This is a genomic window from Caldibacillus thermoamylovorans (assembly GCF_000751775.1).
GTDB classification, from domain to species: Bacteria; Bacillota; Bacilli; order Bacillales; family Caldibacillaceae; genus Caldifermentibacillus; species Caldifermentibacillus hisashii.
Genome location: NZ_CCRF01000103.1, coordinates 24277 through 42364 on the forward strand (window position 1 = coordinate 24277; position 18088 = coordinate 42364).

Annotated in this window: 16 protein-coding genes; all 16 read right to left on the reverse strand. The window is 36.6% G+C overall.

What is annotated here, in order from left to right; all coding sequences use genetic code 11:
* Positions 1 to 23: 23 nt before the first annotated feature.
* Positions 24 to 713, reverse strand: a complete 690-nt coding sequence (sfsA, locus tag BT1A1_RS16940; protein WP_034773518.1) for a DNA/RNA nuclease SfsA — start codon at positions 711 to 713, stop codon at positions 24 to 26.
* A 104-nt stretch (positions 714 to 817) separates the two neighbouring features.
* Positions 818 to 2350 carry a malate:quinone oxidoreductase gene (locus tag BT1A1_RS16945; RefSeq protein WP_051989212.1) on the reverse strand — a complete coding sequence of 511 codons (1533 nt, stop codon included), beginning with the start codon at positions 2348 to 2350 and terminating at the stop codon, positions 818 to 820.
* A 556-nt stretch (positions 2351 to 2906) separates the two neighbouring features.
* Complete coding sequence (locus BT1A1_RS16950; RefSeq protein WP_034773521.1) at positions 2907 to 3161, reverse strand: hypothetical protein; 255 nt, start codon at positions 3159 to 3161, stop codon at positions 2907 to 2909.
* Between the two features lie 11 nt (positions 3162 to 3172).
* On the reverse strand, positions 3173 to 8266 hold the full coding sequence (locus BT1A1_RS16955; protein WP_034773524.1) for an InlB B-repeat-containing protein: 5094 nt from the start codon (positions 8264 to 8266) through the stop codon (positions 3173 to 3175).
* Positions 8267 to 8325: 59 nt separating this feature from the next.
* A complete protein-coding gene (locus tag BT1A1_RS16960; RefSeq protein ID WP_034773527.1) occupies positions 8326 to 8880 on the reverse strand; it encodes a hypothetical protein in 555 nt (184 codons plus the stop codon).
* Positions 8877 to 10574, reverse strand: a complete 1698-nt coding sequence (locus BT1A1_RS16965) for a serine/threonine-protein kinase (RefSeq protein ID WP_034773530.1) — start codon at positions 10572 to 10574, stop codon at positions 8877 to 8879. Before BT1A1_RS16965 ends, BT1A1_RS16960 begins: the two co-directional genes overlap by 4 nt.
* 14 nt (positions 10575 to 10588) lie before the next feature.
* Positions 10589 to 11356, reverse strand: coding sequence for a PP2C family protein-serine/threonine phosphatase (locus BT1A1_RS16970; protein WP_034773532.1), 768 nt, complete (start codon positions 11354 to 11356; stop codon positions 10589 to 10591).
* Positions 11357 to 11373: 17 nt separating this feature from the next.
* The gene (locus BT1A1_RS17575; protein WP_051989213.1) at positions 11374 to 12606 is read right to left on the reverse strand and encodes an FHA domain-containing protein; all 1233 of its coding nucleotides are present in this window, start codon (positions 12604 to 12606) and stop codon (positions 11374 to 11376) included.
* Positions 12607 to 12642: 36 nt separating this feature from the next.
* On the reverse strand, positions 12643 to 12948 hold the full coding sequence (locus tag BT1A1_RS16980; protein ID WP_034773533.1) for a WXG100 family type VII secretion target: 306 nt from the start codon (positions 12946 to 12948) through the stop codon (positions 12643 to 12645).
* Positions 12949 to 12966: 18 nt separating this feature from the next.
* Positions 12967 to 13272 (reverse strand): hypothetical protein, encoded by a 306-nt coding sequence (locus BT1A1_RS16985; RefSeq protein WP_034773534.1) that lies wholly within the window; start codon positions 13270 to 13272, stop codon positions 12967 to 12969.
* Between the two features lie 68 nt (positions 13273 to 13340).
* Positions 13341 to 13544: a hypothetical protein gene (locus tag BT1A1_RS16990; RefSeq protein WP_156103294.1), complete on the reverse strand. Its 204-nt coding sequence runs from the start codon at positions 13542 to 13544 to the stop codon at positions 13341 to 13343.
* Between the two features lie 52 nt (positions 13545 to 13596).
* Positions 13597 to 15165, reverse strand: coding sequence for an Mbeg1-like protein (locus tag BT1A1_RS16995; protein ID WP_034773536.1), 1569 nt, complete (start codon positions 15163 to 15165; stop codon positions 13597 to 13599).
* A gap of 1 nt (position 15166) precedes the next feature.
* Entirely contained in the window at positions 15167 to 15904 is a 738-nt protein-coding gene (locus BT1A1_RS17000; protein WP_034773537.1) for a hypothetical protein, read from the reverse strand.
* 434 nt (positions 15905 to 16338) lie between these two features.
* Entirely contained in the window at positions 16339 to 16851 is a 513-nt protein-coding gene (locus BT1A1_RS17005; RefSeq protein ID WP_156103295.1) for a hypothetical protein, read from the reverse strand.
* 7 nt (positions 16852 to 16858) lie between these two features.
* Positions 16859 to 17086, reverse strand: coding sequence for a hypothetical protein (locus tag BT1A1_RS17010; protein ID WP_034773539.1), 228 nt, complete (start codon positions 17084 to 17086; stop codon positions 16859 to 16861).
* A 149-nt stretch (positions 17087 to 17235) separates the two neighbouring features.
* Positions 17236 to 17985: a hypothetical protein gene (locus BT1A1_RS17015; RefSeq protein WP_034773542.1), complete on the reverse strand. Its 750-nt coding sequence runs from the start codon at positions 17983 to 17985 to the stop codon at positions 17236 to 17238.
* Positions 17986 to 18088 lie beyond the last annotated feature (103 nt).

The window sequence follows — 18088 nt, forward strand, 5'->3', positions numbered from 1 at the left end:
TTACAATTGGTAATATACCCTTTTTATGATAATACAACAGGAAGCGGATCGTCTAAAACAAGTTCATCGACTTTTACAATTGCGTCATATGCTAAAATTTGCACACCTTGTTGCGCTGCTTTTAATAAGGATTCTGAAAAAGTTTTATCCATTTCTTTATTAGGAGTAAATGTGGAGCAACCTTTCATTTGTACGACAAACAAGATGGTTGCACTGTATCCCTTTTGTACCGCTTTCGCCAACTCCAATATATGTTTTGTCCCTCGTGATGTCGGTGCATCCGGAAATAGTGCTAGCCCGTTCTTTTCCAATGTGACACCTTTCACTTCAATAAAGCCGCTTTCATTTCCCTTTTCAAAATAGAGATCAAACCGGGAATCGCCAAACGGAACTTCCCTTTTTACCATGTTTACCATTCCAAGTTCTTTCACCTTTCCCGCTGCAATTGCCTCAAAAACAACGGTATTGGGAGCTTGTGAATCAATATTTACCCAAATATGATTTTTACAAACAGCAATGAGAGAATATTTTGTTTTCCTATTTGGATTATCACTGACTTCCAACCGCACGTCAGCATCCGGTTGTAGCAACTCTGTTAAACGGCCGGTATTTTTAATATGAGCCGCTTCTTTTTTTCCATGAATGAAAACTTCGGCAATAAATCTATTCACCCGCCGATGCAGTTTACCATGGACTATTTCCCCATACTTCATAAGTTCACTTCCAATAAACGGTTTTAGGTTATGTGATGAATAATCGTGTAACAATGGAGGCGTTTAATAATAGGAAAAGGAAGTACAATTGCCAAATCGGCAATTTATACTTCCTGTAACTGACGAGTTTTGTCATCCGTATTTGTCGGTATTTCTTCCTCTAGGCCAAGCGTCTTTGCTGTAGAGGAATGAATTTCTTGAAGAAGGTCCGGGTTTTTAGCTAAAGATACACCATAGGAAGGAATCATTTCTTTAATTTTTGATTCCCATTTCGGCATATATTGCGGGAAACATCTGTCCAATACTTCAAGCATAACATGTACGGCTGTTGAAGCGCCGGGTGAAGCACCAAGTAAAGCGGCAATCGAGCCATCACTGCTATTTACTACTTCTGTACCGAATTGAAGTGTTCCTTTCCCACCGGTCTCCGTATCTTTAATTACTTGTACACGTTGACCTGCTACGACCATATCCCAATCCTCAAGTTTGGCGTTCGGAATAAACTCACGTAACTCCTCTAACCGTTGTTCATTTGATAACATAAGTTGTTGAATTAAGTATTTTGTTAGCGACATTTCTTTTACACCGGCAGCCAACATCGTAAGTACATTATTTGGTTTTACGGAGCTAATTAAATCAAAGTTTGAACCGGTTTTTAAGAATTTCGGTGAGAAACCGGCAAACGGTCCAAACAACAATGTCTTTTTATTATTAATATACCGGGTATCAAGATGTGGCACGGACATCGGCGGGGCGCCAACTTTTGCTTTACCGTAAACTTTTGCATGATGTTTTTCGATAAGTTCTTCATTTTTACAAACCATAAATAATCCGCTAACCGGGAAACCGCCAATATGTTTTGATTCAGGAATTCCCGTTTTTTGCAATAACGGCAAAGAACCGCCACCGGCACCGATAAAAATAAATTTTGCTATATAAGACTTATTTTGACCGGCGTCAATATCATGTACTTTTACTTCCCACAATCCTTCACTTGTCCGTTTAATATCTTTCACATAATGTTTATAGTTAATCTCGACGTTTTCCTCTTTTAAGTGTTCAAACAACATTCGAGTTAATGCACCAAAGTTGACATCTGTTCCGGAATCCATTTTTGTAGCCGCAATCGGTTCATTTAGTTTACGGCCTTCCATCATCACCGGAATCCATTCTTTCAGTTTTTCCGGATCATCCGAAAATTCCATCCCTTGGAACAGCGGGTTATCAGCTAATGCATTAAAGCGTTTTCTTAAAAATTCTACGTTCTTATCCCCTTCGACAAAACTCATATGGGGTAATGGCATGATAAAGTCCTGTGGATTACGAATCAAATTACTTTTTACAAGATAAGACCAAAATTGTTTTGATACTTGAAACTGTTCATTAACTTTTATTGCTTTGCTAATATCTATGGATCCGTCCGGTTTTTCGACGGTGTAGTTGAGCTCGCACAGTGCAGAATGACCCGTCCCCGCATTATTCCATTCATTGGAACTTTCCTCTCCGGGTTTTTCGAGCTTTTCAAACACTGTAATTTCCCACTCCGGTATCAATTCCTTTAACAACGAACCGAGCGTGGCACTCATAATTCCGGCGCCAATTAAGATGACATCTGTTTTTGTTTGTCTATTACTCATTTTCCCCACCTTATCCCCTTTTGAATTCTTGGAAAAGCTGCAGGCGGTTGCATTCCGAAAAAAGACGGAAAACAGTCAGACTACACACCTTTCCCGAATCAATTATAACCTAATTCTAGTCTACCAGAATCTTTCAGTGATTAAAACATTATTTTACTATTCTAAGATAGTTACAATTTACACCAAATGTGGAAATTATGCAAATATTTGATTTGTGATTTTTTAAACAAAATAATGTTCATTTCTTAGGTTTGTTGTCGTTTCATCACCGACTTTATAAATCTTTGAGATTCTTATCCAACTGTTGCTTTCTTTCCTCCGTTACTTTAAAAAACGCCCGAAAAAAATCCATCGTGACTTTTTCCAAGCGTTAATTTATCCTACCTTAACAGGGAGTTCACCCCCACCTCACAATTTTCGAGTTTACAAAGAAGATTGGTGGGGGATGTGTTGCCCGCATGCGTCCCATCAGTGGAAGATGAAGAAACCCCGTACTGACAGAAGTTGCACTTTATATTAACCTACGAAGATAGTAAATCACTTTATTTATTTGCAATTACCTTGGTGTTTTACAATGCGGACATACAGTTTTTAACGAGTCATATTGTTGTCCGCAGTTACGGCAGAATACGACTCCTAACACGGCAGAATCTTTTGTCTCATTTGTGCCGGCAATTTGTGCTACTCCGTTTTCAACATTTTCAATTATTTTTCCTTTAATCTTTTTTAACAATATAATCACTAATATCATTGTTGTGAGGTTAATGATAAAACCACCGATTAAAAGTGAAATAATGATTTGGTCAGACATGTTTTAACCTCCTATGCTTCAACCGCTCTATCATCATCCTTTTTCTTTCTAAAGAATACAAAGTAAGATCCAACCCCCACAATAAAGGCACCTGCCCCGGCAAGAGATCCGATGAATAACGGTGTATTATTATATAAACGAACAAAGAAGTTTGTTGAAACTAAAATATCTCTAACTTCTTTTTTAATAACGTTGCCGGCCGCATCCACCGCTACAATTCGAACATCCTGCGGTGAATTCCCACTCGGTACTGTAAATGTATAGTTTCCTCCGTCTACTGTGTATTCAACTTCTTTATCATTTAAAAAGACCGAGGCTGAAGAAAGCACTAAATTATCGGTAATGGAGACGACTACAGGTTTGGTATCTACCGGATATTGCGTGTCATCTTCAATATTAATTGGGACAATTACCGGTGCTGTTTTATCAACACCAAATGAAATTTCCGCCGCCTTTTTTGCATCAATATTTTCATTTACATTCCCGGCTGCATCTTCGGAATATAGGGCGACTGTATACTTCCCGTCACCACTGAAATTTTTTTTATCAATTACGTACGTATACTGACTCCACTGATCATTACCCCCGGTTTCTGTAACCTTATAGTCCTTACCTTCAACTAAATCTTGCGGAACTCCATCTTTTGTCATCTTTACTTGGATACTATCTTTATTTAAGTGGTCTACATTCGTTTCTGTTACAATTACATCCATTTCTTTCTGAACAAATTTTCCATTTAGATCCCGTAAAGATTCGTCAAATACATATACGGATCCAAAACGATTTACTGAGAAAGTAATCGTTTCGGTTGTTTCATTTCCTGCCCGGTCTGTCAAGGTAGCTTTCAGTGTATAAATATCATCATTTTCCTTCGTTCTTTCAAAATTATTAAAGGTAAATACTTGGCCATTCGGTATATCAGAAAAATTTCCGTTTAACTTAACGGTTTGTCGGTTTGCTCCTGTTAATTCAATTTTTACTGTTTTTGCGTCAAAATTTGTATCCGAATAAGTAACAATGGGAATAACATCACCATTATTGGCAGAGCGATCTTGAACACCTGTAATTGTTAATTCAGGAGCTGTTTGGTCAACAATGAATTCATCTACCTTATAATCAGCCATTACATTACCGGCCATATCGGTAAAATCAATGTCAAAACTATACTTTCCATCCTGGGCATAATGAATGGTCGCTGTGTGAATATCTCCGTTCGTCCTCCATCCGCTTAAAGCAGGAAACGCAATGGAATTCCCATTATCTGTTGCCGTACCGGTAATCCGTATCCGACTTGGATCAAAATTATGTTCTTTAATGACTATAGTTGCCGTCCGATCTTGCTTAAAATAATTGCCGTTGGTAGCAGAGTTATTATTGTAGGAAACTTGAATTTCCGGTTTTGTCTGATCAATTGTAAAAGAATCTTGTTCAACTGCAGGGGCTTGATTACCCGCAAGATCTTTATAACTAATATCAAATGTATAGTCCCCGTCAGCTGTATAATCAACGGTTGCAATATGCAAAGTTTGATCCGGGTTTTCGGGATTTGGTACAGTGCGCCAACCGTTTAGCTTAGGAATCACTCCATCTGAATTTGCGATGACATACTCAACATCCTCGGGTTTAAAATTGCGCTCAGTTATTACAATGGTCGCTGTCCGTTTTGCATTATAAAATTTAGCATTTTCCGCATCCGGTCTATTGTTATCATACGAATATTGTATGGTAGGTGCTGTCTTATCAATACTGAAATGAATTTGTTCCTCGGAAGTGTTTCCTGCCCGATCCGTCATTTTTACTTGTAAAACTATATCATTACTATTGTTATTGACTGTAATAGTTTTCGTCATCTCCGTAACTATGTTATGATCGGTTTTTGTTTGCGTCCATCCTTCCGCGCTACTGCCGGCAGCATATGTCTTATCATTATTGATTTTAAGTGCGCCTGATTGATTGTTTTTCGTATCATATGGGGAGACGACCGACCATTCAATTTTTTCAATCCCGGAATACGTATCCGTTACGGTTAGATTAACATTAACTTGACCAGCATATAAATCCAAGTTTTTATTATCCTTGAACTTTGCTTCCGGTTTATCAATCTTGATGTGTTCTTCCAGTTTATGTTGTTGCTCAGTTTCAATGATCGTGCCTTTTGGTGTTGCAAACGCACTTTCGTTATTTACTTTGTCAATCGCCTTGGCAAAAATTTGCCCCTTAAAATTCTTTGGAGCAATAAAAGAAAATTCTCCATCTGTTTCAACAGGCTCAATACTGCCAAGCTCAGACTCCGTTATTTGCGCTAATTGACCATCTTGTAACACTTTAAAATATTTTCCCTCCGCATAATCCTTTAAATAAACGACTATTGATTTTACTCCACTCGTATATTGTTGCGGTTTGGTCAAATCGGAGGCATGAACGGTAACCCGTACTTGCTCTTTAAAGAAAAATCCATATTCCGTTAATTCCACATAGTTCTGGATATTCCCTGTTAATCCCTGTCCACCATCTGTCGAAAAAATAATATCATTGATTTCCGGAACTACTTCGTCTTTATATGTTATGATTTCCTTCGTACTTACGTTTCCTGCATTATCAACAGCCTCGATAACTACATGATATGATCCGTCTTGTTGCGGTTCATAATCGGCTGTATGAAGGCTTTCAATTACCGGGTTCAGTTGTTTTTCCGGATATTCGTGATAATGTTTTCTGATTGCTTCTTTCCCATTAATTCGAATAATTACTGAATTAATACCCGATTCTAAATCGTTATTATCTCCGGAAGTTTCATCACTTACAGTAAAGTTATAAGTAACATCACCGTTATACATGTATCCATCAACATGCGGGTCAACCGATATGTTTACAACAGGTTTATTTTGTTCCACCATAATAATCCCGCTGTTATCCGCTTCAATATTTGAGTTCTTACTTGTTACCGGTACCGTTTGTTCATTGTTAACATTATCTTTAATGACGACCTTAAAAGAACCTGCAAATGCCTCCTCATCAAGAATAAATTCTGCCTGTGCAGTTCTCCCATCCATTTTAAAGCTTCCGGGAACTAACTCCGGAACAACAGAATCATCATCGGTTATCAGTTTTATCGATTGAACTCCGGAACCATCGTCCTGGGCTTGAACAGTTATTTTTACTTGTTTATTGAAGAAAGTACCAAAGGTTAAAAAGTTAAGAATCCTAGAAAGGGTATCGTCGTTTTCTTGCTCAAAGGTAACCGCCTTTTCCCCTTCAACAAGATTTGGTGCTGTCTTATCAATTTTTACATTTATCACTGTTACTTTAGATATATTCCCTGCTTGATCCTCTGCCCAAATGGAATATTTTCCATTGTAATCGATATCTGCTGTTTCAAAGGTATATTCCCCTGTTTCTTGATTATATGTTGCCAACTCACCGTTTCTTAAATCAGTTCCTTGACAATAATACACTTTTTCGATATCGGTAGAATATGTAACCCCCTCAAAGGTTTGGGTTGGATTTTCAATATTACCTGAAACAGTTATCTTACCATTATGCCATTTTTCCTCATCTATTGTGGGTTTGCCTACAACCGGAGCTATTGTATCAAACAAAATAAGAATTTCATTATCTAATGGTACATTCTTTGGCCATTTTAGACCAAATTCTTTTACTTTGATATCTTTGATGGTCTTCGGTTCATTAAAGTTATATTTTGTTCTCCACCATTTTTTATTAATCTTTATGCCGTCGTAGGGTTCAAGCGGAATAACCTCGGCTTCTGCTTCTTTAGAAAATACAAATACTTCTTTATCATCTTTAACATATGAATCTACTATTTTTCCCTTTTTCGGAAGGACTGACACGAATTCGGTCCATGAACCCGTTAACGAGTCCATTTTTTGAAATTTAACTTTTACCACTTTATCCGAAGTTATATTTGATATGTTAAAAATAACATTTCCCTCTTCATCTTCAATAAAATTAGGGTCATTACTTATATCCGTATATTGCGTCTCATTAATAGTTACAGATGCAACCCGGTAGTCAGCATCCGGTGTCATTGTCAAAATAGCCGTTCCACCATGCCGGACGATGCCTTTATCTAAGTGAGCCGTACCGTTTTCTGTTGGTTCTGCACGGACCGAGTATTCATTAATTGCAAAGAACACTTCTACGGAGCAATCCTTTGTCACATTTCGAAATGTATATTGGTAACTGTTATCCGCTTGTTTTTTTAGATTTTCATCCCTTTCCAGATCAATTTCTGCACCATCAATACGAACACCCGCCAAGTGATAACCGGCGGCAGGAACCATAAGAAAGGAAAAATCCGCTCCTTGCTGAACTTGTCTAACTTGCCCGCCATCGGAAATAATATCGATATCTCCGTCTTTTACTTTCCCTTCTCCATTAACAGCGAAAGAAATGGTATGGGTTGTTACAGCAAATATAACCGTAATGGTAGTATCCTCTGTTATTTTTTCAATTCTTTTGGAAAATCTTTTTTTATCGGTTATTGTCTGGTTTTCGTCTCCAATTGTGACTGATTGAATATCATACCCGTCTTTTGCCGTAATTGATACCTCAACCGGTTGTCCTGCTAATACAGATAATGTTCCGTTGTCTGTTAACTTAGTTCCATTTATGATGACTTCACCATTATTCTCGTTTGTATCAACAGTAACGTCAAACTCTTGAGGAGAAACCTCTTTTTCGATAAAAGCTACTTCAATGGTTGTATTCGTCTTGATATTTTGGATGGTTTTTGTAAACTTACTTTCATCGGTAATTTCTTGATTTTCACCGCCAATGGAGATAGATTGAATTTTATATCCATCATCCGGGGTAACATCTATATCTATCGATTCTCCCGCTGTAACCTCAAGTGTTTCACCGTCCTTATAGGGATTCCCATTCAATCTTACTTTCCCATAATCGTGATTTATTTCGACGGTCATTTGAACCCGGGCTTGTCCTTCTACATCCTGCAATGATTGTGCAGGTTCTGTCGTATTGGCAAATGTAATCACGCTGATTGGCATGTTACTAAAAACTAACATAATTGCCAGAATCATTGATACGAAACGAATCGTCTTTGATCCTTTCTTTTTGTGCATTTCTCTCCCCCCAAAAACACTTTATACTTATCTGCCAGATCTTCTAAAACTGAATTATTTTAAATGGTCTCATCCGTATGGGTTACTTTCATATCTTTTATCATTTTAAAATCTTTAACTTGCTTAACTGTAGGCTCTTGATATGGCAATTCTTCTGTTTGGTCCAGAACTGTTGTTTCATCGGCGGCCACTGTTACATCCTCATCCAACACCTCAGTCCTGTCATCAAATAACAATTCAGTTTCTTCTGTTAACAGCATTGTTTCTTGATAAGCTGTTGTCTCATCATTCAATACAACGGTAGCCAATGATGGATCTTCCGGTTGATTTACCATCGTCTCTCGGGTAAGTTTATCTGAGTTTTTAACAGGTTCCGTTAATTTCCCCCTTTCTATATTAAAAACATCCGGTTTGTACAGTTTTATACCTGTAGATGAATTCCGTTTGCGTAGTTCTTGAATTTGTTTTGCCGCTGTTCTGCCTGAAAGATCTCCAATAACTGCAGGTATTTTTAATTTAAAAAACATAATAATGGCAATGATAAAAAGTAAACCTGCCAGAGAATAACCTACAACAGAAACAATGAACCAATCTGTTGCATCGATGGAAATCACCCCCCTTGGTTCCTATATGCATTCGTGATAGACTTTTCAATTGTTTCAAAACGATTGATAATCTCATTTTTCATTGTTTCCGTTTTATCTGTTGTTGTGACAACATTTACCGTGCTCTTTTTCACGGTTTCAAAAACAGCACGAATTTCTTTCTCTTTAACGCCATCTGCTTTAAATTTTCTCGCATAATTTTCAATTGCATTAGCTGCTAATTTATAAAGTTCCAGTTTTACAAGTTCGCTTTCGTCCGGATTTTCTTCAACTAATGTAAGCAAACTTTGAATATTTTCCCAGTAAGGCAAATATAATCCTTTATCGGAAGCTTCTTCAATTTGGGAGTTAATTTCAGCGTTAAATTTACCAATATCCCGATAAATAATGGCCATCTCATAATAGTCTCTGTCAGCCGTGCCATATGTAACGGCATCTTCAAACCATTGTGTTGAACTTTTCATTCTTGTAATCTGGTTATCATTGTTTTCCGTCCTGCCATAATCATAGTAATACCAATATAATTTACCGATTTCGAAGGCAAGATCTGCATATTCAGTATCGTCTTCCGCTACATTTGTAAAATTAGTCGTCATCTTTTTCTTCAATTGTTCTTCTTCTTCAACCGTAAAAACCGTATCACTTTTAAAAAATTCAATTAAGCCGAGATACGCATCATTGGCAGTTGGTTTAATATCAATCGCATTCAAATAATATTTTAGTTTTTCTTCGTTCTTCGTTGCTTTCTCAGCCCATTCGATATTATTGTTATAATCGTTGTTGTTTATTTGATTGTTCATAACCTGTCCAAATATCCCAATCCCAAGAGAAAAAATAGCTGCACCTACGACAAAACTAAAACGTCGCAGTTTCTTTTTTTGCTTTATTCGATATTCATCATCCGCTTCTTCATAATGATTCAGCGCATATAATAATTCCGCACAAGATTGATAACGGTCATCCGGATTTAATTGAGTACACTTCTGAATAATTCTTTCTAAACCCCCTGATAAATTTGGGTTCCATTGACGGATTGGATATAACTCATAGGGAGGTTCACTCGGATTATGACCTGTTACTAAATGATACAAAGTTACGCCGAGACAATACACATCTGTTCTTGGATCGGTTTGACCTTGTCCGCCAAATTGTTCCGGTGCTGCATATCCTTTTGTACCTAAACTCACTGTATCTGCCAAATTTTTCTCTTTATATTCCCTGGCAATACCAAAATCAATTAATTTTATATTTCCATCCGGTTTTAACATGACATTTGCCGGTTTCATATCTCGATAAATAATGGGCGGATTACAAGTATGTAAGTAGTCAAGAACTTCACAAAGTTGTTTCGCCCACTCAATAACGATTTCTTGGGGCTGTGCACCGTATTCTTCGATGATTTGACTAAGGGGCTCCCCTTCTATATAATCCATTATCACGTAAATAACGTTTCCGCTGTCTATAATATCCACGATCCGAGGAAGTGAGGGATGGTCCAGATTTTTTATCATATTGGCTTCCGCGATCGCGCTTTGAATCACCACTTCATTATGTTTATTTCTCGCCCTTTTTTGAATCTCTTTAACGGCCCACTGTTTGTTCAGTCGCTTATCCATCGCAAGGTAAACTTTGGACATGCCGCCTTGACCGATTAACTTTAAAATCTCATATTTTTCATCTATAACAGAACCTATCGCAACCAAACAATATCCCTACCTTACAAAATTTTGACAAGCAAAACGGTAATATTATCTGTTTCATTCCTCGTCTTATTTAGCTCAACTAATGCTTTTGCTCTTCGTTCCATTTCCGCTTCATCCGTTAGTACTTCCGGAGCGAACGCTTGATATATTTCCTGCTCCGTAACCATGTGACGAAAACCGTCTGAACATAGCATAAACAGCTCACCTGTACGAGGAACTCCTGATATAAATACCGGCTCTACCAGTCTTGATGCTCCGATACACTGCAAAAGTACATGCCGTCTTGGATCTGTCTTTGCTTGTTCCGGTGTAATGATCCCCCATTTTATATCCCGAAAAATGAGTGTTTGGTCTTCCGTCATCTGTTCGATACCGTCATTAATGCGATATACCCGTGAATCGCCAACATGACCAATTAACAAGGCTTTTGTATCGATTAAGAGAAGTGCTGTTGCCGTTGTCCCAAGCTTGACCTGTTCTTTTCTCCCGTACTCAGCGATTCGGTGATTTTGTTCCCTAATCATCCGTTCCCAACGATATTGAATATCACCCATATTTAACTGTTCAAGTTGTCCGGGGAGTTCCTTTTCAAACCAATCAGAAAAGGCATTTATCACACTGGCACTGGCAACCTCTCCTTTAGAAAGCCCCCCCATCCCATCACAAATAACGGCTAAAACAACTTTACCCAAGTACGTTTCCGCAACCTTTAATAAATAACTATCTTGGTTACTCTTTTTTCTGATTCCAATATCCGTACATGCTGCTGTCAGTACTTCCATTTCAGCATCATCCTTACTTAGATATAAAATGTAAACTCTTCATTTGCCAGTTTTAGTTTTGTACCTGAGAAAATTTCAATCTCCTGATGAATAGGTATGACACGACCATCTACATATGTTTTATTTGTTGAATTATGATCCATGACAAAATATCGGCCGTTTTTTGTAATAATATCGGCATGACTCCGACTGATGGCGCTATTATCGAATATAAAATAATCACAGTACTGACGTTCTTTTCCTATACGGAAGGAGGGTTTATCGATATGAATCTTTTCCCCTGTTTTTTCTCGAATTAAATAAGGAAAACTTGGTTCTTCAAGCATGTCTGCCCCAAGCACCGTGGTTCCTTCCGTTGTTTCTCCTAATACGGTTGTTTCACTGAAATTCTCGGTTTGAATACGATTTAATTCAGTTTTTTCCTCTTTCATAAGAGGTATCTGCCGAGTGCTATCATCCATGTATAATGGTAAACCACAATTGCTACAAAACTTTGAGCTTTTCGGCAATAATTCCCCACATTTTGGACAAAAGACAGATACTTCTCTTCCGGACACTGAATGATTACGATTCATTTCTAACGGATTATAAGCTATGTCTTTATGATGTTCATTTGATTTTTCAACTTTTACCCCGTGATTTAACTGATATGCTTGGTTTGTTGGCCCGGAAAAAACAGTCTTATTATTTTCTGCCGTTTTCCCCATCAATTCAAGAATCATTTTTTCAAATCTATTAATTGAAAACGGCGTACCACTTTTGAAATATTGTATATATACTTTTATATAGTCCAGATTTTCATGTTGAGCAAAAACAACATGAAACGGCATCTCTTTAAAAAACTCTGACGGATAATGCGGGTGTTGATTATTGACTATTGGCCAAAACAAGCAGGTAACTCTTTTTGTCCTTGGTTCGATAAATATATAGTCGAGATTTAACATTAAATTACTTGTATTCATTAAATTCTGTTCACATTCCTTCACAATTGTCACCAGATGATAGACAATACCTAAGAACATTTTCTTTGTCATAATGCTACTTAAGTATGTTTTTAATGGGATTAGTCCGGAAATTGTGCTTTTTAAAAGAATCGCCTTTTTCTTATGTTGAATACGAATGGGTAAAAGGTTTTCTGACACACCTCTTTCAATCGCATGTAATTCCCGTTCATTTATGACTTCGGGGTATACAATTTTATTTTCGACATACCATATGTTTTTCTTCTGTTCAATCGTTGTTTTTCCCATAACAATCTCCCGCACTTTAAATCTTACATATAATACTTATAAACTATTGGCCCTTCGTATTGCTTTTTCCTGAGCCTTTTTGTATTCCTTTGCAGCTTTTTTCAATACTTCCGCATAGGACTCTAAATATTTGGTAAAAGCTTTTGTTGTTGAATCATTATCATCTAATGTATTCCATTGGGTCAAAAAATTATCGTAATCTTTTCCGCTCCAGAACGCTTTTAAGGTTGTTACTTCATTTGTTGCTTTGGTCATATAATTTTTTTGCTTATCCAGATAGGTTTCAATTGTAGCAGCAGTCTTTTCTAATTCGTTATAATTCACTTTAATATACGAACTCACGGCTCTCCCCCCTTTGATCTACTTAAAGGCATCGGCTAAAGATTCGTTTGCTTTCTCTGTTTTTTGATAATCAGGAGAAACTTGTTGCATAAGTATTTTAGAAAAATCATTGACAACCTGATATCTGGCATCACTATATTGATCTCTAAAATTATAAAATTTTCCAATTACTGTTTTGCCCGCTTGACTGTTCCAGCTTGAATCAAGTTTCCGAATTGCCGTTTCTACATCTGCAAAATCATCCTTAATCCGATTATTGATTTCGCGAATTTTCACCGCCGTCTTTTCGACCATATCCGTGTTAATAACAATTTTTTCACCCATATAACCCCGCCTTTACATTGTTTAATTTTCCTTAATTAACATACCTTCCATAGTTTTTTTCTAGTAAACTAGTTTTCTTCACGTACCTTAGAAGTATCAACACGCCCGAGATAATATTGTGCATTTTCACATTGATCAATGAAGTCCCGAATTCTTCTTGCACAAACCTCACTGCCAATCCCTTCAAAATCCCTTGAGATACCGGATGCAATACTCTCCAACTCATGAATAATGCTTCTCAACTCTCTTTGAAGACTACCTAAGCTAGCCACAAAGCTCCCCCCCATCATAAAATCCATTATTTTCACCTACGCATCTTGCAACTTACACTTGTTCCATAATATTCCGTTCGGCCTTTTCAAAAGCCTCTGCTGTATCCTCCAGGTAGTTTATGTAAAATTTTAGTTTCATAGAGTTTGGCAATCGATTTGCTCGGATAATATCTAGTAAATCAAGAAAACCGTTTGTAAAATATAAGGAATTCATGTCTGCGTCAAGATTTTGGAGTCGCTTGCGTACATTTTCTAACCGCTCGGCATAATGTCTTAACTTATCTGTATTTACTTCAATAACTGGTGTTGCGACGGCATAACCGTATGATTTCATTACATGATTAAACCAGTCTCGAATCTGTGAAACTTTCGTGCTCATAAAGTCAATGAGTTGGTTAATTTTATCGTTCGTCCATTTGAATGCTTTACCAAAACCCTTGCCTATTTCCTTTGCTAATTCAAGGACTGTTTCTATAAAAACTTCCATGTCTGCACCTCTAGTTACCAGTAAATATATAGCTGCAACGGCTAAAGTTATCGAACCAGCCAAAGCTAATGTTGCCGAGAATATCGCTTGCGGACCGGCCACTATTAAAAAAGTTGTTACTCCGAGAGCAACTCCTCCAATAAGTACTGCTTTTACCAATTTATTGTCTGAAACCCAAGCGGATACAATCAGTACACCACCAAAAACATCGACAAGGACATTTCCCAATTTTTCCGGTAAAGTGTCTACAAACTCCGTAAACTTACCTACAGTGTATTCGTATTTACTCTTTTCCCCGCGGTAAGCTTTTCCCGATGGATCAAATTTCAGATTTTCCGTTGAATGCTCCATGATTGCAAAATTAACTATCTTATCAAAAATTCCATCCTTTTTCTTCGTTGCTAATGTTTCACAGTAAATTCCCGGTACCGGCTCAAGAATACTTCCAACCACGCTCCATTGGTAGTGCCGGAAGTTATCGTCCAAAACTTGGTTCATTACGTCGATTTGCTCTTTATAATGTTCAAAGTATTCCTTAGAAAAACCCGGTCCATCGAAATTAACACTTTGCCGGACTCGAGGGAAGATGTTTTCATAAAAAGTCGACATAATAGTTCCATGCACCGATAAATTCCCACCTAAGGAATGACCGGTAAACGCAATATTGTCATATTTTGTTATATAGTCACTCTCATTGATTTCCGCCAAAAATTCATTTACCTTTTGTTGTTGCTTAGTTAAGGTCGAATTAACCAACGCTAAATCCGCATTCACCCAATCTTGTTTAACATGTTGCAGATCAAGAATATCCTCACTTCCACGAAAAGAAACGATATGTCCGTCACCTGTGTCAATGACGATGCCGTAAAAGCCGGTTTGACCTTCTTCATTATCATTTTTGTAATCTGCAATTTTCCATTTATTATTGTTTATTGCTTCAATCTTCTCTATTTTCTCTATGACTTTCTCGTAATGCTTGACATCCTTAGAACTTAAATTTTCATGATTATGGTGAATTATATATTTTATAGCTTCAGCAACGGTCACTTCCCCTTCTAGCTGTTCCAATGCTACATGAAAGTCCATGTAAGCAAGATCAGTAGCTATTTTTAATTCCTCATCAGAATAAACCAAGTTACTCTCCTCCTTGGAGCAGTTGATCTAATTCATGCTCACTCAAGTTTACACTATCCTTTTTAACTGAAAATTTAAAATTACTCAGTGTGTTTTTATCTTCAAACCAACTATTACTGACCTCAGGAAGTCGAGAAAAATCCTCAATGACCTCATCATAACTTTCTTCCGGTATTACCCAGATATTTGCTCGCAAGTCAATATTTTGAATATCATTAAAAGTCCTTTGGAATGCGTTAGTAAGAGCAACACCTGTATTATTTGGGCTTTCTTTAACTACTATATATCCACCAAAGAATTCAGGTTTATGTTTTGCAATATAATCATCTAGGGAGATACCTACTTCTATTTCACCTGTATCGATAGTGCTAAATGCTATCATTAAGCTTTTTGCAGTTATTCCTTCACTTTCTAAGTTGCTATTCAGCATATCTTCAAGCTGTTTTGATACTAGAACACCCGCATAATTATCAGAAATTATTTCACCTTTTGTGTTCATTTTTGCAGAGAATACAACACCCGAATCCACTGCTTTAACATTTGCCTTAACATAATCATTCGTCATGGTTCCATATCTATTTCCGAGTGCAAGGACTTCAAACGTACCTCCGTACATTTCAGATAGTTTTTCTTCAATTTGTTTTGCATGGATTTTATTTAGACTCTCACAACCCATTAAACTTAATATTGATATCATCACAATCAGCAACCTCGCTTTTTTTCCTAGTTTTTTTACCATTCTTACTCTCCTGTTCTGTTACTAAATTTACTTATAATGGAATTAAGTAACATATGTTTGCTAAAGTAATGTATTATTGCATTTTAAAAGATCTATTTTGGAAAAATCCATTTACCTTTTTCTGCTACCCTAGTAATGTTTGTCAAATTTATTTATTTCTAAATCTGAATTCCCTAGTTTTGGACAGCTTTGCGGATCAAGAATATTTCATTTCCACAAAAAGAAACGCTGACCGTTACTTCTATCAATGACAATTTTGTAAAACCCAAATTTATCCTCATTATTATTATAGTTGACCAACGTCCGAATTTCATCGATTTTTCTAAATAATTGATAATATTTCATTTAGCATTTGAATTATTTTCCTCTATTTGAATTTGGATTTTGAAACCTGGATACATTAAGCTAATTCAGTAGCATAACGCAACTGTTCATCAGTATAAGTCAAGCCACTCTCCTCCTTTGAGTAGATTATTTAATTTACTCTCATCGATGTTTACACCCTTTGCTGTTACTGAAAATTGAAATGAACCAATTGTGTTTTTATCTTTAAACCAACTATTGCTAACATCAGGAAGTTTTACGAACTCCGATATAACCTCATCATAACTTTCTTCTGCTATCACCCACACATTGGCCTGCAATGGAGTGTTTTGCAATTCCTCGAAACTTTCTTGGAATGCCTTCGTAAGAGCTGAACCTGTATTATTATTACTTTCCTTAATTACTAGATAACCTGAAAAATACTCTGGTTTATAGGTAGAAATATAATCGGACAATTTCATATTGGGTTTTAAATAACTAACATCCTCCACGCCAAAGCCAAAGGTTAGGCTGTCAGCAGTTATTCCTCCGTCTGCTAAATTTTTATTTAAAATATTTTCTACTTGAGTGTTCATTGCCCTTCCCGGATAATTACTTGAGACAATTTTTCCTTTTGTATTCATTTGACATTCAAACACAACATCCGTTTTTTTTTGACTTCACAAAAGCTGTTACCGTATCATTGGTCAATGTCCCAAATCTGTTGCCCAGTGCGAGGACTTTAAATTTCTCCCCTTCATACATTTCGGATAGTTTTTCTTCAATTTGTTTTGCTTGGATTTTATTTAGACTTCCACAACCCGTTAAACTTAATATTAATATTGCCATAAGGAGGGATTTTCCTAGTTTTATTAACATTCCCTGCCTCCTTTTTGTCATGGAAATTTATAATAATAGGTATTAAAGTAATATAGGTTAAAAATATATGTATTATTGCGTATTAGGAAGATTCTTATTCTAAAGATCATTTATCTTTTTATACTAACTCCTGAAAAACTGTCACATTACTACTGAAATTTTTTATCTCCACCTTGGAGCAGTTGATTTAACTCATTCTCATCGATGTCCGCACCCTTTGAATTAACAAAAACCAGAAAGTTACTTAGTGTATCTTTATCATCAAACCAACTATTGTCTACATCAGAAAGCTGAGAAAAATCCGTCGCAATTTTATCAAAATTTTCTTTCGGTATAACCCAGACATTTATACGTATCTCAATATTTTGAACCGCATGAACCGTATCTTGCAACGCCTTCGTAAGAGCAGCACCTGTATTATTTGGACTTTCTTTAACTACTATATATCCACCAAAGAAGTCAGGTTTATGTTTAGCAATATAATCATCTAAGGAGGTACCTATTTCTATTTCACCTGCATCGACATTACCAAATCCTGTCATAAAACTCTTAACGGTAATACCCTCGCTTTCCAACTTACTATTCAACATCTCCTCAAGCTGTTTAGATACTAATGTGCCTGCATAATTATCAGCTAATATTTCCCCTTTTGGACTCATTTTGGCAGAAAATACAACGTCTGAATCTACCGCTTTTACATCTGCTTGTACATAATCATTTGTCATTGTTCCATATCGATTTCCGAGTGCAAGCACTTCAAATGTTCCCCCATACTTTTCTGTTAATGCTTTTTCTATTCGCTCTGCAGTATACTTATCTAGATATCTGCATCCCATTAATAATAAGATTGACATGATAATGAGAATCACACCTACCTTTCTACCTAGTTTTTTAAACACTTTTATCCTCCTTTTCCATTCGATAATATATGTTGCAACAGAAAAGTAATTCTTATATTGTTATTTGTTTTAATCTGGTAATTGGAAATACATTTTATTTGTT